11 protein-coding genes are annotated in these 15,144 nt (G+C 67.4%); 1 reads left to right on the top strand and 10 read right to left on the bottom strand.

Going from position 1 to position 15,144, the window contains the following annotated elements:
- Nucleotides 1–37: 37 nt before the first annotated feature.
- From ACILR9_RS27770 to ACILR9_RS27735, 8 genes are all read right to left on the bottom strand, one after another.
- The gene (locus ACILR9_RS27770) at nt 38–1,258 is read right to left on the bottom strand and encodes an aminotransferase class III-fold pyridoxal phosphate-dependent enzyme (RefSeq protein ID WP_395713224.1); all 1,221 of its coding nucleotides are present in this window, start codon (nt 1,256–1,258) and stop codon (nt 38–40) included.
- Nucleotides 1,259–1,520: 262 nt separating this feature from the next.
- The gene (locus ACILR9_RS27765) at nt 1,521–4,928 is read right to left on the bottom strand and encodes a carboxyl transferase domain-containing protein (protein WP_395713223.1); all 3,408 of its coding nucleotides are present in this window, start codon (nt 4,926–4,928) and stop codon (nt 1,521–1,523) included.
- 30 nt (nt 4,929–4,958) lie between these two features.
- Nucleotides 4,959–7,205, bottom strand: a complete 2,247-nt coding sequence (locus ACILR9_RS27760; RefSeq protein ID WP_395713222.1) for a CoA transferase — start codon at nt 7,203–7,205, stop codon at nt 4,959–4,961.
- 4 nt (nt 7,206–7,209) lie between these two features.
- Nucleotides 7,210–8,178 (bottom strand): ABC transporter ATP-binding protein, encoded by a 969-nt coding sequence (locus tag ACILR9_RS27755; RefSeq protein WP_395713221.1) that lies wholly within the window; start codon nt 8,176–8,178, stop codon nt 7,210–7,212.
- Nucleotides 8,175–9,194, bottom strand: a complete 1,020-nt coding sequence (locus tag ACILR9_RS27750; RefSeq protein ID WP_395713220.1) for an ABC transporter ATP-binding protein — start codon at nt 9,192–9,194, stop codon at nt 8,175–8,177. Before ACILR9_RS27750 ends, ACILR9_RS27755 begins: the two co-directional genes overlap by 4 nt.
- Before the next feature lies 1 nt (nt 9,195).
- Nucleotides 9,196–10,074 (bottom strand): ABC transporter permease, encoded by an 879-nt coding sequence (locus ACILR9_RS27745; protein ID WP_395713219.1) that lies wholly within the window; start codon nt 10,072–10,074, stop codon nt 9,196–9,198.
- Nucleotides 10,064–10,984 carry an ABC transporter permease gene (locus ACILR9_RS27740; RefSeq protein WP_395713218.1) on the bottom strand — a complete coding sequence of 307 codons (921 nt, stop codon included), beginning with the start codon at nt 10,982–10,984 and terminating at the stop codon, nt 10,064–10,066. Before ACILR9_RS27740 ends, ACILR9_RS27745 begins: the two co-directional genes overlap by 11 nt.
- Nucleotides 10,985–10,997: 13 nt before the next feature.
- On the bottom strand, nt 10,998–12,572 hold the full coding sequence (locus tag ACILR9_RS27735) for an ABC transporter substrate-binding protein (protein ID WP_395713217.1): 1,575 nt from the start codon (nt 12,570–12,572) through the stop codon (nt 10,998–11,000).
- A gap of 90 nt (nt 12,573–12,662) precedes the next feature.
- Between ACILR9_RS27735 and ACILR9_RS27730 the strand changes: the two genes are divergently transcribed.
- Complete coding sequence (locus tag ACILR9_RS27730; protein WP_395713216.1) at nt 12,663–13,511, top strand: GntR family transcriptional regulator; 849 nt, start codon at nt 12,663–12,665, stop codon at nt 13,509–13,511.
- Nucleotides 13,512–13,750: 239 nt separating this feature from the next.
- Here ACILR9_RS27730 and ACILR9_RS27725 read toward each other — a convergent pair whose 3' ends face one another.
- Together ACILR9_RS27725 and ACILR9_RS27720 are read right to left on the bottom strand one after the other, a co-directional pair.
- Complete coding sequence (locus tag ACILR9_RS27725; protein WP_395713215.1) at nt 13,751–14,482, bottom strand: amino acid ABC transporter ATP-binding protein; 732 nt, start codon at nt 14,480–14,482, stop codon at nt 13,751–13,753.
- The gene (locus ACILR9_RS27720; protein WP_395713214.1) at nt 14,469–15,119 is read right to left on the bottom strand and encodes an amino acid ABC transporter permease; all 651 of its coding nucleotides are present in this window, start codon (nt 15,117–15,119) and stop codon (nt 14,469–14,471) included. Before ACILR9_RS27720 ends, ACILR9_RS27725 begins: the two co-directional genes overlap by 14 nt.
- Nucleotides 15,120–15,144: the final 25 nt, after the last annotated feature.

Genomic DNA, 15,144 nt, shown 5'->3' with positions numbered 1-15,144 from the left:
CTCCGACCGTCGAGCAGGTCGCGGCCTGACGTGACCGTCAGCGCGCGGCGAGGACGTCGAACGCGGCCTTCGTCGCCTCGAGCGCGACGTCGATATCGGCCTCGCTGTGCGCCGTGGACAGGAACATGTTGTGCCGCGGATGCAGGTAGACGCCGCGCTTCAGCGCCTCGCGCGTGAACAGGTCGCCCTTGGCGAGGTCGGGATCGTCGTCGAACAGCAGCGTCGGCATCTGCGGCGGACCGCTCTGGCGCACGCCGATCCCGGCCGCTGCCGCCTGGGCCGCGATGCCTTCGCGCAGGCGCAGGCCCATGGCGCGCATGCGCGCAGGGCCATCGATGCGTTCGAGCTCGTCGAGCGTCGCCACGGCCGCGGCCATCGACACGGCGCTGCACCAGAAGGAGCCGGTCACGAAGATCTTCGAGGCGGCATCGCGATAGCGGTCGTTGCCGGTCACCGCGGCCAGCGCGTGGCCGTTGGCGATCGCCTTGCTCCAGGCGCTGAGATCGGGCTGGACGCCGACCAGGTCCCAGCTTCCGCGCAGGGTCATGCGGAAGCCGGCGCGCACGTCGTCGACGATGAGGGCGGCCTCGCTCGCATCGCACAGCTCGCGCACGCGGCGCGCGAACTGCGGATCGGGAAGCTCCTGGTCGAGGCCATAGTCGTGCCGGAAGGCCGAGACCAGGATGCCGGCCAGGTCGTCGCCGGCGCGCTGCACCGCGGTCTCGAGGCTGCCGACGTCGTTGTACCTGAAGGTCAGGAGATGGGTGCGGTCCTCGGCGGTGACGCCGAGCGGATTGGGAGTGCACCACGGGATGGCGCCGTGATAGGCGCCCTGGGCGACCAGGATCTTGCGCCGCCCGGTGGCCGCGCGCGCCAGCGTCACGCAGGTCGTGGTGGCGTCGGTCCCGTTCTTGGAGAACATCGCCCAGTCGGCATGGGGAACGAGCCGCACCAGACGCTCGGCGAGCTCGACCAGGCGCTCCGAGGGGCCGTTGAGGCAGTCGCCAGCCGCCATCTGGCGCTGCACCGCCTCGGCGACGGCGGGGTGGTGGTGGCCGAGCACGATCGGCCCCCAGCTGCACATGAAGTCGACGTAGCGCCGGCCGTTCACGTCCCAGAGGTAGCAGCCGTCGCCGCGCTCGAAGAACTGCGGATAGTCTTCGGGCAGCCGGGCGGCGTTCAAATGGCCGAACATGCCGCCTGGAATGACTCGCGCGGCGCGCGCCCTCAGCTTCTGGTCCGGTGTCTCTGCCCGCATCGTTCCAACCTCCTGCCGCTCTCACATTCTCCTCCTATGAAAATCGGGGCGGGCACCGCCCCGATTTTCTCAGCATCGTGGTGCGCGCCGGCGTGCTGGGGGTCTCCCCAGCGAATCTGGGGAGGTGTCCGCGTAATCGCGGACGGAGGGGTCATGGGCGTCAGTGGTGGTGCTCATGACCCCTCCGTCGCCGAAGACGGCGACACCTCCCCACGCAAAGCGTGGGGAGGAGCATGACGGCGACTGCTGCCGATCGGGTGTATCACCACGTATCGATGTAAGGATACTTCTTCGTGGTCCGCGCCGGCACGGGCGGAAGCCTCTTCAATCCATTGACGATCCATTGGCGCGTGGCGGCAGGGTCGATCACGTCGTCGATGCCGCCGCCCATCACGGCGTTGACGGCCTTCGCCGTGTCGTAGGCCTGGGCAGTGCGCCGCTGGAATTCGGCAAGCCGGGCGTCGGGATCCTCGATCGCCATCAATTCCTTGCGGTAGCCGAGCTTGACCGAGCCTTCGATGTTCATGCCGGCGAACTCCGCCGTCGGCCAGGCGATGGAGAGGAAGCCGACCAGGGAGCCCGCGCCGAGCATTGCTTGCGCCCCAAGCCCGTAGGCCTTGCGCACGACCACGGTGAAGAGGGGCGCGGTCATGTTGGCGCCCACGTTGAACAGCCGCGTGCAGTGGCGCACCAGCGCGGTGCGCTCGACTTCCGGGCCGACCATGATGCCCGGGCAGTCGATCAGGTTGAGGACCGGGATGTCGAACGCGTCACAGAGCTGCATGAAGCGCGCGCCCTTGTCGGAGCCGTCGGAATCGATCGCGCCCGCGAGGTGATGCGGATTGTTGGCGATCACGCCCATCGGGCGGCCCTCGAAGCGGGCAAAGGCGGTGATGATGCCGATGCCGAACTTGGGACGGATTTCCAGCACCGAATCCTTGTCGGCCAGGGTGTGCAGGATCTGGCGCATGTCGTAGAGCCGCAGCCGATTCTCCGGCACCGCGAACCGGAGCTGACGCTGGTCATGGGCTTCGAACTGCCCGATCGCGCCCTGGAAGTAGGAGAGGTACTTCTTCACGGTATCGACCGCTTCGAACTCGTCCCTGACCAGGATGTCGACGACGCCGTTCGGCACCTGGAACGACATCGGGCCGACCTCCTCAGGCGTATAGATGCCGAGGCCGCCACCCTCGATCATCGCCGGGCCGCCCATGGCCAGTGTCGTGCTTTCCGTCGCGATGATGACATCGGCGCAGGCCACCAGCGCGGTGTTGCCGGCAAAGCAGCGGCCGTTGACCACCGAGATCATGGGCACGAGGCCGGAGAGCTGAGAATAGGTCGTGAATGTCTTGGTGTCGATCGCGACGCGCGGGCCGATGTGATCGTCGCCTGGCCGGCCGCCGCCGCCTTCGCCGAACAGGATCATGGGCAGCCGGAAGCGATGCGCCAGCTCGAACATCCGGTCCTGCTTGTAGTGGTTGCGGCTGCCCTGCGTGCCCGCCAGCACCGTGTAGTCGTAATGAACCAGCGCCGCGCGCGAGCGGGTCTCGTCGAACAGGTTGCCGTTGATCGAGCACATGCCGGCGACGACGCCGTCGGCGGGCGTGTTCCGGCGCAACTCCTCCAGCGAGTGGCGCTGGTGCTGACGCGCGACGATCAGCGGCCAGTACTCGTCGAACGAGCCCGGATCGACCAGACGCTCGATGTTCTCGCGCGGCATCTTGTAGCCGGTCTTGCGGCGCCGGGCGACGGCCTGCGGCCGGTTCTCGTCCAGCGTCGCTGCATGTCGGGCAATGCTCTCCCTCAGGTCGTCGCGGATGTGATCGAGGTCGATCGCCTCGGTGGCGGCGACGCCGTCATCGGCGATGTCGGCCCGCTGCACGAAGACGATCGGGAAGCCCTCGCGCACGACGTCGCCCGGCGCCATGGTGATGCCGCGGATGATGCCTGCGTGCGGGGCGGAAATGAGATGTTCCATCTTCATCGCTTCGATGACCGCGACGTGCTGGCCGCTGCGCACTGTCTGGCCTTCCACGACGTTGATCGCAACGATGGTGCCCTGAATCGGCGAGGCCACCCCGACCGATCCATCCGGGCCGGTCATGTCGGGCGTCTCGGTCTCGACCGGCGCCTGTGCCGCTCGCTCCGCCTTCACCGAGGCGTCATGGGCAAAGAGTGCCAGCGGATCCTTGCTCTTCACCGCGGCGCCGGCGTGGCCGGATCCGCGCGCGGCTGACGCTCCGGCGCCTTGCGCGAAACGCTGCCGCTGCTCGACCGGGGCGGCGAGCGTCGCGAGATGCTCGTCGAGCCAGCGGGTGTGAACGGTGCCGATCGCGAAGTCGGGATGCACCAGCACATTGCGCAGAAACGCGATGTTTGTGCTGACCCCCTCGAGGCGGAACTCGCTCAAGGCGCGCGTGGTGCGCGCGACGGCATCGGCGAAATCCGCGGACGGCGAATGGCCGATCACTTTCGCCAGCAGCGAATCGAAGGCGTTCGACGTGCGATAGCCGGTGTAGCCGAAGCCGTCGGTGCGCACGCCAGGGCCGGTCGGCGCCTCATAGACCGTGAGCGTGCCGGTCCCCGGCCGCACGCTGCCATCGGGCGAGATCTTCTCCATGTTGACCCGGGCCTGGATCGCGTAGCCGCGTGGCGCGACCGCCTCTGCCTTGTCGAGGCCCAGGTCCTTCAAGGTCTTGCCCTGCGCGAGGCGGATCTGCGCCTGCACCAGGTCGACGCCCGTCACCGCCTCGGTGACCGTATGCTCCACCTGCAGCCGGGCATTGGCCTCGATGAAGGCAAACGGCTGCGCGCCTGAACGCTCGGAGACGTCGACGAGAAACTCGAACGTGCCGAGATTGCTGTAGCCGACACTCTTGGCGAGCCGGACGGCGGCCTCGATGATCTGGCGCCGCAGCCCATCGTCGAGGTTGGGGGCGGGCGCGATCTCGATGATCTTCTGGAAGCGACGCTGAACGCTGCACTCGCGTTCGCCGAGCGCCACGATCGAGCCGGTCCGGTCGCCCAGGATCTGGACCTCGACGTGGCGTGCCCGGGTGACCAGCTCCTCGACGTAGAGCTCGTCACGACCAAAGGCAGAGCGGGCCTCCGAACGGCAGCGCTCGAACGTCTGCTCGATCTCCTCGACTGCCGTGACCACGCGGGTTCCGCGTCCGCCGCCGCCGGCCAGCGCCTTGATGATCATGGCGCCGCCGGCGCCGAGCGCGGCGAGGAAGTCCTTCGCCTCGGCGACCGTGATCGCATGGTCGAGGCCGCGGATGACGGGCACGGAGGCCGCTGCCGCCGCCTGTCGCGCGCGCGCCTTGTCGCCGAACAGATCGAGGTGCTTCACCTGCGGCCCGACGAATGTCAGGCCCGCCTTCGCGCAGGCGCTTGCGAAGTCGCCACGCTCGGCCAGGAAGCCATAGCCCGGATGGATTGCATCGCTGTTCGACGCCTTTGCCGCGGCGATGACCGCGTCCATGTCGAGATAGGCGGCAGCCCCCTGACCGGGCAGCAACCGGGCCTCATCGGTCGCCCGCAAATGCAGGCTGCTGGCGTCATCCTCGGAATGAACCGCCACGGTCGGCAGCCCCATATCCCCCGCGGCGCGCGCGATGCGTATGGCGATCTCACCGCGATTGGCGATCAGCAACTTCTTGAAACGCATGGTGTCTTCCTTTGGACCAATCGCTGTGTGTCAGGTGGGGCGGGTGCCGATGATGCCGTCGCGCTCGAGCGCCTCGATCTCCGCCGCCCGCAGGCCGAGGACTTCGCGCAGGATCTCCTCGTTGTGCTGGCCGAGCGTCGGTGACGGCTTGTGCAGGGCCGGGGCAATGCCGTCGATGGCGAAGGGCGGCTTGGGGACGACGTGACTACCGATGTAGCGACGTTCAATTCGCCGCCAGTAGCCGTTGGATTTCAGGTGAGGGTCTTCCAGCAGCGTATGGGCCGGCAGCACCGGTCCGGCGGCGATACCGGCCTGCTGGAGCGCCTCGGCCGCGGCAGCAGGGGAACGGCTCAGCGTCCAGGTCTCGAGCATCGCCGCCAGGTGGTCGGCGGTCGCCGAGGCGGTTGGGGTCATGCCGGCGTCGCGCAGAAAGGCCTGCAGACGCGCCGGCTGGGTGACGTCCGCCGCGACCCAGGCATCCTTGCCGTCGGCCCGCAGGCAACCGCGCCAGAAGCTGGTCGTTCGCCGGCTGCCGTTGCGCGCGGGCGTCGCGCCTGTCGCGGATTGTGCGACGATGGCATCCGCGGCGAGCTGGAACAGGCACTCGACCTGGCTGAGGTCGATCGTCGTGCCGCCGGTTGCCCCCCGGCCGTAAAGGGCCACCAGCGACGCTGCGGCGGCGTAGATGCCGGCGATAGGATCGCCGTAGGCGATATGTTGCAGGCAGGGCGCCCAGTCGGCGGCGCCGTTGATGAATGGAAAGCCCGAGGCCTGTTCGGTGGTCGAGCCGTAGGCGCGGAATTCCGACCACGGCCCGGCGCTGCCGAAGGCGCCCATCGAGATGTAGACGAGGTTCGGGTTGATCTTGGCCAGCGATTCCGCCGAAAGGCCGAGCCGGTCGAGAACGCCCGGCGCGTAGTTCTCGATCAGCAGATCGGCATCCGCGGCGAGGCGGCGCACGAGCTCGCAGCCGCGGCTGTTTCGCAGGTCCAGCGTGATGCCCCGCTTGTTGCGGTTCACGGCGTTGAAGTTCGTGCGGATTTCATAGGGAGGTGGATCGCCCGGCTCGGGTCCGTTCCAGCCGCGCCACCAGTCGGGATGGGCGCAGCCCTCCACCTTGATCACGTCGGCGCCGAGATCGGCGTAGTACCGCCCGCCGAGCGGCCCCGACCAGCCCATCGAAAGGTCGAGGACACGCAGGCCCGACAGTGGGCCGGCGGCTTCGTTGCCGGGGGCGCGTGGCGTGGCCGCACCGTTGCCGCCGCGTGCCCGCAGGCGAAAGGGCATGGCCGGCCCCTCGAAGGCGGCCACCGTGCCGTTGAAGGTGCGGAAGCTCTGCCGCTCGCGCCAATGCGGTGTCGCGAGCAGCTCGGCGGTGGTGGGAACGGGACCGAGCGGGATACGCCGCCGTTGGCCCTCCAGCAGAAGGTACTCCGCCTTGTGCTTCAGGAGGGCCGGCGCCAGCAGCGCATCGACCTCGTTCGCCGCCGCCATGCGCTGATCGGTCGTCGCATAGGCAGGATCGCGGGCGAGGTCGGGCAGGTCGATCATCTCGCACAGCGCCTGCCATTGCTGCGGCGTCAGCGCGGTGACGCCGATCCAGCCGTCGGCCGCGCGATAGATGGTCTGCGGATAGGTCGGGCTGAAGCGGTTTATGCCACGCCGCATCGCGGCCGGTCCGCCCTTGTCGAAGCCGGGTCCGCTGTTTTCCGACAAGCAGATATAGGATTCGAGGACGGAGACATCGACGCGCCGCGCGGCCTGTCCGTGGCGGCGGCCGATCAGGGCGGCGAGCGTGGCGATGAAAGCGGTGGTTCCGGCAACCACCTGCGGTGCATGTCCCTGGGGCAGGGTGGGAGATCCGTCTGCCGGGCCGAACGCATAGGCGATGCCGCTCATCGCCTGGATCACACCATCGCTGCCGCGCCAGGAAGCGTAAGGCCCGCGGTCGCCGAACCAGGTGAGCGCGAGCAGAAGGGGGCGCCGCTTCATCGTCGCGACCAGGGCTTCGGCGCGGGCGACGTCGGCCGGCGCCTGGCCGGCGATGACGAGGTCCGGCGCCACGTCTGCCGGGACGCCTTCGGATTGCTCCTTCCCGTCGTCGAGCCAGGCAGCATAGGCGGACGACGCCGTGCCGCCGTAGCCGACATGGGCATTGTCGGGCACGAAGGCGCTCAGCACGCGAGCGCCGTGCTCGGCGAAGAGCTTGCCGCAGTATCGGGTGGCAACATCGCCCGATACTTCGAGAACGACGAGATCCGACAAGGGCGCGGTCATGCGGTCAGGTCCTGAGCAGATGACAGGTGGCGTGATGGTCCTGGCCGGTCGCGTGGGCAGCGGGGATTTCGACGGGGCAGGGAGCGAAGGCCTTGGGGCAGCGCGGGTGGAACTTGCAGCCCGGCGGCGGCGCCAGCGCGCTTGCGATCTCGCCGCGGATCATGTCGAGCGGCGGACGATGATCCGGATCAGGCCGCGGGACCGAGGCCAGCAGTGCCTGGGTGTAGGGGTGGCTCGGCCGCGCGAAGACTTCCGCCGTCGGCCCGGTCTCGACCATCGACCCGAGATACATCACGCCCACCCGGGTGCTGAAATGCTCCACCAGGGCGAGGTCATGGGCGATGATCAGGTAGGTCAGCGCGAATTCTTCCTGGATGTCGGCCAGGAGATTGAGGATCTGGGCGCGGATCGACACGTCGAGGGCGGAGATCGGTTCATCCAGCACCATGAAGCGCGGGTTGAGGGCGAGCGCGCGCGCAATGGCAACCCGCTGGCGTTGACCGCCGGAGAATTCGTGCGGAAAGAGATCGGCGGCGGTCGCGGGCAGGCCGACGATGTCGAGAAGCTCCTTCACCCGCCCTTTGATCGCCTCGGAATCGCCGACGCCATGCGCCAGCAGCGGCTCGGCGATGATGGTGCGCACCCGAAGCCGTGGATTGAGCGAGGCATAGGGATCCTGGAAGACCGCCTGGGCCTGCCGCCGATAGGCCTTGTGGTCGGCCGCCGTTCCTTCGCGGATGTCACGGCCGGCGAAGCGAATCGCGCCGTCGGTCGGTGCTTCGAGCATCAGCACCATCTTGGCAATGGTGGTCTTGCCGCAGCCCGACTCGCCGACCAGTGCGAACGTTTCGCCTGCGGCGATGGAGAAGCTGACGCCATCGACCGCGCGCACGGTGCCGCCTTTGCGCAGCAGGCCGCCGCGCACCTTGAAATGCTTCTTCAGGTCCTGGATCTCGAGCAGCACCTCGCTCATGCCGCCTCCAGGGGAAACCAGCAGGCGGTGCGGTGGCCGCGCGACAGCTCGACCTCAGGCGGATACTCCGCCCGACACTGCTCCTGTACTTTCGGGCAGCGTGCAGCGAAGCGGCAGCCGATCGGTGGATCGATCAGGCTCGGTGGCTGGCCGCCGATGGAATAAAGCCGGCGCCGGCGCTGGCCCAGGTGCGGAATGGAATCGAGCAGGGCGCGCGTATAGGGGTGGGCCGGCCGGCGGTAGACGGTGCGCACGTCGCCCGTCTCCACCACCCGGCCCGCATACATCACGGCGATGCGATGGCAGATGCCGGCCGCCACGCCGAGGTCATGGGTGATCAGGATGATGCCGACGCCGGTCTCGCGCTGGATGTCGCGGAACAGTTCCATCATCTGGACCTGGATCGTGACGTCGAGATTGCTGGTCGGCTCGTCGGCGATCAGCAGGCGCGGCGTGCAGGCGATCGCCATGGCGGAACAGACGCGCTGGCGCATGCCGCCGGAGAACTGATGCGGATAATCGTCGAGCCGGGTGGCGGGCGAGGGGATGCGGACGCGCTGCAGCACCTTGGCGACGGCGGCGCGCACCGCCGCCCGGCCGCGGGCGAGGCGATGATAGCGGAACGGTGCGCCGACCTGATCGCCGACGGTGAAGACCGGGTTGAGCGAGGTGAGCGGGTCCTGGGAGACCATGGAGATCCGGCGCCCGCGCCAGTCGCGCGCCATCTGCTCTTCCGACAGCTCGAGCAGGTTGGTGCCGTCGAGCTCGATCCGGCCGGTGATGCTTTGCGCGCCGGTCCTGGGCAGGAGGCGCAGGATCGACAGGCAGGTCATCGTCTTGCCCGACCCGGATTCGCCCACGATGCCCAGGGTCTCAGCTTCGCCGACCTCCAGGTTCACGCCATCGACGGCTTTCACCACGCCGCGCTTCAGGGCGAGATGGGTCTTCAGGTTCTCGACCCGCAGCAGCGGGCGGAGCGTCGCCTGCGCAATGGGCTCGGAGACGGGAGAGTCCATGTCACATCTGCCGGCGCTTGGGATCGAACGTGTCGCGCAGCCAGTCGCCGATCAGGTTCGCGGACAGACAGGTCAGCATGATAGCGATGCCGGGCATGGTGATCGCCCACCAGGCATTGGTGATGTAGCTGCGCGCATCGGCCAGCATGAGGCCCCACGAGACGTCGGGCATCTGGATGCCGAGGCCCAGGAAGCTCAGGCTGGCTTCGAAGATGATGACCTGCCCGATCTGCAGGGTCGCCAGCACGAAGAGCGTGTTCAGGATGTTGGGCAGCAGGTGACGGGCGAAGATGACGGCCGTGCTGCAGCCGGCGACCTTGGCGAGCGCCACATAGTCGCGTTCCTTCAGCGACAGGATCTCGCTGCGGATGATGCGCGCATACCAGGTCCAATACGTGACCACGACGACGATGACCACGGTGGACAGGCTGGGCGACAGCACGGCGGCCAGCATCAGGGCGAGCGCCAGCGAGGGGATCGACATCTGGATGTCGACCAGGCGCATGATCACGGCATCGACCACGCCGCCGAAATAGCCGGAGATCATGCCGATCAGGCCGCCCAGGCCACCGGAGAAGATGATGGCGTAGAACGCGACGACGAGCGAGACCTGGGCCCCCGCAATGATCCGGCTCAGGATGTCGCGGCCGAGATTGTCGGTGCCGAGCAGGTGCTCGAAGCTGCCGCCCTCCTGCCAGAAGGGTGGGGCGAACGCGGCGCCGAGATCGAGGCCATTCGGATCCCACGGCGCGATCAGATCGCCGGCGACGGCGGCGACGATCACCGCGGAGAGAACGATCGCGGAGGCATAAGGAAAGCCGCGTCCCAGCCGGAACCGGGCGGTCGGGCTTCTGGGCAGGATCTCGGCGCTAGCGGTCATGACGAATCCGCGGATCGATCAGGCCGTACGAGAGATCGACCAGGAGGTTCGAGGTGACGAACAGGATGGAGGTCAGCAGGACACCCGCCTGGACCACCGGGAAGTCGCGGGCGAAGACTGCTTCCACCACCGTGCGGCCGACGCCGGGCCAGGCGAAGATGACCTCCACCACGAAGGCGCCGCCCAGCATGGCGGCAAAGTAGACGCCCAGCATGGTGACCAGAGGAATGGCGGCGTTGCGGAAGGCGTATTTCCAGACCAGGGCGCGATCGGGCGCGCCGACGGCGCGGCCCATGCGGATGTAGTCGCTGTCCAGCACATCCAGCATGGCGGAGCGGATGATGCGCGTCTGCGCCGCCACCGGATACCAGCCGAGCGCGATGGCCGGCATGATCACGTTGGCGGGCGAGCCGTAGCCGAAGGCGGGCAGCCAGCCGAGCTCGATCGAGAAAACCAGGATCAGGAGAAGGCCGACCCAGAAGCCCGGCATGGCCTGGCCCAGCATGGCGAAGCCTTTGCCCAGCGTGTCCAGCCAGGAGCCGCGATGCACGGCAGAGAGGACGCCGAAAGGCACGGCCAGCAGCACGCTGAACGCCAGGGCCACCACGGCGAGCAGCACGGTCGCGGGCAGCCGCTCCAGCACCAGGGTGATCGCCGGCATCTGCCAGCGATAGGAGGTTCCGAAATCCCCCGTCAGCGCATGGCTGGCGAAGATCAGGTACTGCGTCCACAGGGGCTTATCGAGGCCGAGGTTGACGCGCGTCTGCTCGATCAGGCTGGCCGGCGCATCGTTCGGCAGCAGGATCAGGATCGGGTCGCCCGACAGGCGCGAGATGATGAAGATCACCATGCTCGCGCCGACGATGCTGATCACCCCCTGCAACAGCCGCCGGATCAGGAAGCCGGACATCGGATCGCGTTGCCTATTGCTTCAGGCCGACTTCCTGCATCTGCCGCCAGTAGCCCGGTTGCGGCCAGCCCTTGAACTCGACCTTGTCGCGCCAGGCGAAGGTGACGACCGGGCGGTAGGTCGGCAAGCCGCCGGCCACGCGCTCGTGCTTCACGCGGGCGATCTTGCGGATCAGCGCCTCGCGCTTCTCGATGTCCATCGTCCGCTTCAGCTCCTCCAGCATTGCGTCCAGTTCCGGATCGGAGTGGAAGGAGACGATGCCCCAGCCACCGCCCGGCACGTAGGTATGGACGTGACCGGCCCACGCCGTGCCGGGGTCGCCGGGAAGACCATGGCTCCACATGTTGCTGTAGAGCCCGTCCATCTCGCCGCCGCCCTGGCGGTCGCGGCGGGCGAAGCTGACCCAGGACACGTATTCCATGCCCTGGACCTTGCAGCGGATGCCGACGGCCGTGAGATAGGCGAACATCGCCTCGCCGACTTCCTTGACGTTCGGCTCGCGCGGCGTGGTCAGGTTGTAGCAGGGTGTATCGAAGCCGTTGGGAAAGCCCGCCTGCTTCAGCAGCTCGCGCGCCTTCTTCGGATCGTAGGGATAGGGCTTGAGGTCGGGGTCGTAGCCCATGGTGCCCTTGCCGACCTGGACATAGCGTTCGCCCTGCCCGCGCAGCACGCTCTTGATGATGGCATCGACGTCGATCGCGTGGGCCACGGCCTGGCGGACCTTCACATCCTTGAAGGGCGAGTTCGGGCGGATCGCGTCCATCGACAGATAAAGGTTGTTCGGCGTGACGAAGCTTTGCGTCTTCACGCCCGGCATCTTCTTGAACTCTTCCACCATCGCCGGCGGCACGGCGTCGATCCAGTCGACGGCGCCGGTCTTGAAGGCAGCGACCCGGGTCAGGTCTTCGGGGATCACCTTGATGGTGAGATTCTTGACCGTTGGGCGGTGCTCGGTGTTCCAGTAGTCGTCGAAGGCTTCGAACTTGATCTCTTCCTTGATGGTCCGGGAGACGAACTTCCAGGGGCCGGTGCCGATCGGGTTCCTGGTGAATTCCTCGTCGCCGACTTTCTCGAAGTACTTCTTGGGCAGGGCCCAAAGCTGCAGGTTGTCGGCGATGTAGGAGCCGTCGCCCTCCTTGAAGCGGATCAGGAAGTGATGGTCGTCGATCACCTCGAACTTTTCCACGGCGGCCTGCAGGTGCGACCAGCGCGACACCTTGTTGTCGCGCAGCCGGCTGTAGGCGAACTCGAAATCCGCCGACGTGAGGGGATCGCCGTTGTGGAACTTCACCCCCTTGCGGATCTGGATGTCGAGATAGGGCTTGCCGTTCTCCTCTTTCAGCGCCCACTTCTCGGCCAGCCAGTTGACCCGCTTCAGGTTCGGATCTGGCCGGACGAGCTGCTCGAAGATCTGGCCGAAGAAATACTGGTCGACGCCGGCAGCGTATTTGGCCGGATCCATCATCGTCGCCTCGGCGGCATAGGCCACCGTCAGGCTGCCCGTCGCCGGCTTCGGCGCCTGGGCATAAGCCATTGCGGGAACGCCAAGAATCGTTGCGGCGAGAAGGCCGGCGCGCCAGTGCGTCATGGTCGTTTCCTCTCCTCGGCGGCCTTCATCTGCGGCCGGCTCAGCTTCCCCCAAGGCGACCACGCGCACCCGTCTCCTGTCAAATGTCAAATGTCGACAATTGACCCGCAGTGCGATAGATCGCTCTTCCGATCACGGCACAGGCCTCAGCGAGGGACGGGGATGGATTCTGAGATGCTGACAGCGTCCGGTCCGCTAGCGGCAGCCGAGACACATCCACCGCGCCGCCGCGGCGAGCGGGCGCGGACGATTCCCGAGCAGATCGCCAATCACGTGGCCGTTGCCATCGTCAACGGCGAGTACCGCGACGGCGAGCGTATCCGCGAGCAGGAACTGGCCGAGATGTATGGCGTCAGCCGAGGCCCCGTGCGCGAGGCGATCCGCGCTCTGGAGACGCATGGCCTCGTCATCCTCTACCCGCGGCGTGGGGCCTATGTGGTCGGGGTCTCGCTCGATGTGATCGTCGATGTCTTCAACATCCGGGCGGCTCTTGCCGACGTGGCCGCGCGCTACTTCACGCGGCGGCAAACAGCAGACGGCTTCGCCGACCTCGAGAAGAGCGTCGAGCAGGCCGTGGCGATGTCTGAAGCGTCGGATGCCGACCCCGTCGCCTATGCCAAGGCGCTGTCGGAGTGTGGCCGCGCCATCTACCGGCACTGCGGCGCCGGTCATCTTCAGCGCATGCTGCGCGACCAGTTCTACTCGTCCATCTGGGGCGTGATCTGGCGGATCAGGCCGCTCGACTACTTCACGGTGGAGCGACGAAAGGAAGCGGCAGATGACTTTCGCCAGGTCCTGGCGGCTGCCCGGGCCGGAGACGAGCACACCGCCGCCCGGATGTTTCGCAAGAACATGATGGATTCGCGGGACGGTGCCATCGCGACGCTGGCTGCGATCCGCAATGAGACGGCAGATCCGGCGCTGACCTTTCGCGACTGACGTCGCCATCCACTCGCGGTTTGTCGAGCAATCGATTCAGACGCAAGAGCACGATTGCCTTAAGTGGAACCTCACCCTGAGGAGCCACGCGCGGCGTGGCGTCTCGAAGGGTCGGCCAAAGTTCGTCTGTTGCCGACCCTTCGAGACGCGGCCTGTGGCCGCTCCTCAGGGTGAGGTGCTCTCTGGTGCTTCAACCTAGGACAATCACGCTCTCGACGAAGCGCCGTCATCGCGGCCCTTCAGTGCAGCACCGCGCTCAGGAAGGTCTCGAGCTCGGGCGTTTGCGGCCGGGCGAGCGTTGCCGCCGCGGGGCCTTCTTCCCAGATCCGGCCCTCGTGCATGAACACGACGCGGTTGGCGACGCGGCGGGCGAAGCCGATCTCGTGCGTCACCAGCATCATGGTCATGCCGTCGCGCGCCATTTCCTCCAGGACCTTGAGCACCTCGCCGACCAGCTCGGGGTCGAGGGCCGAGGTGATCTCGTCGAACAGCATCAATTGCGGCGACATGGCGAGCGAGCGGGCGATGGCGACGCGCTGCTGCTGGCCGCCCGACAGCTGGTCGGGATAGGCGTCGATCTTCTCGGCCAGGCCGACCTTGCGCAGCACGCTCTCGGCCAGGCGGCGCGCCTCGGCGGTCGGGACGTGCTTCACCACGCGCGGCGCCAGCGTGATGTTCTTCTCGACCGAGAGGTGGGGGAACAGGTTGAAGCTCTGGAACACGATGCCGACATGCTGACGCAGCTTGCGCAGGTCGGTCGCGGGATCGTTCACCACGGTGCCGTCGAAGCGGACGGTGCCGCCCTGGATCGGCTCGAGCCCGTTGACGCAGCGCAGCAGCGTGCTCTTGCCTGAGCCGGAGCGGCCGATGATGGCGATGATCTCGCCCTTCTCGACGCTGAGCGACACGCCGTTCAGCACCGTGTGGGTGCCGTAGCGCTTGACGATGTCTGTGAGCTCAACGAGCGACATGCAGCCTCCGCTCGAGCCGCCGGCTCCACTGCGTCAGCGGAAAGCAAAGCGCGAAGTAGATGGCGGCGACGATCAGGTAGACGATGAAGGGACGGAACGTGGTCGCGGTCGTGAGCTGGCCCTCTCGGGTCAGCTCGATGAAGCCGATGACCGCGGCGAGCGAGGTGTTCTTGATCAGCTGGACCAGGAAGCCGACGGTCGGTGGGATGGCGAGCCGGAGCGCCTGCGGCACGATGATGTAACGCAGCTGCTGGGCGAAGCCCAGGCCGAGCGAGGCGCCGGCCTCCCACTGGGTGCGCGGGATCGCCTGCAGGCAACCGCGCCAGATCTCGCCCAGGAAGGCGCCGGCATAGATCGAGAAGGAAGCGGCCGCGGCGATCCACGGCGATACGGTGACGCCGACGATCGACAGGCCGAAGAAGAACACGAACAGCCAGGCGAGCAGGGGCGTGCCCTGCACGACCAGCACGTAGAGAGTGCCGAGCCAGCGCAGCGGCGCCACGCCGGAGACGCGCAGCAGCGCGATCACGAGGCCGACCAGCCCGCCGCCCAGGAAGGCGATCGCCGTCAACGCCAGCGTCCACCGCGTCGCCGCGAGGAGGTAGAGGACGTCGATGAAGGACAGCTCGCGGATCATGCGGCGATCTTCGCGTCTTTCATTT

This window comes from Reyranella sp., assembly GCF_044224635.1.
Classification (GTDB): Bacteria; Pseudomonadota; Alphaproteobacteria; order Reyranellales; family Reyranellaceae; genus Reyranella.
Note: the sequence above shows the minus strand (reverse complement) of the source record. Positions and strands in the feature narration are given on the sequence as shown.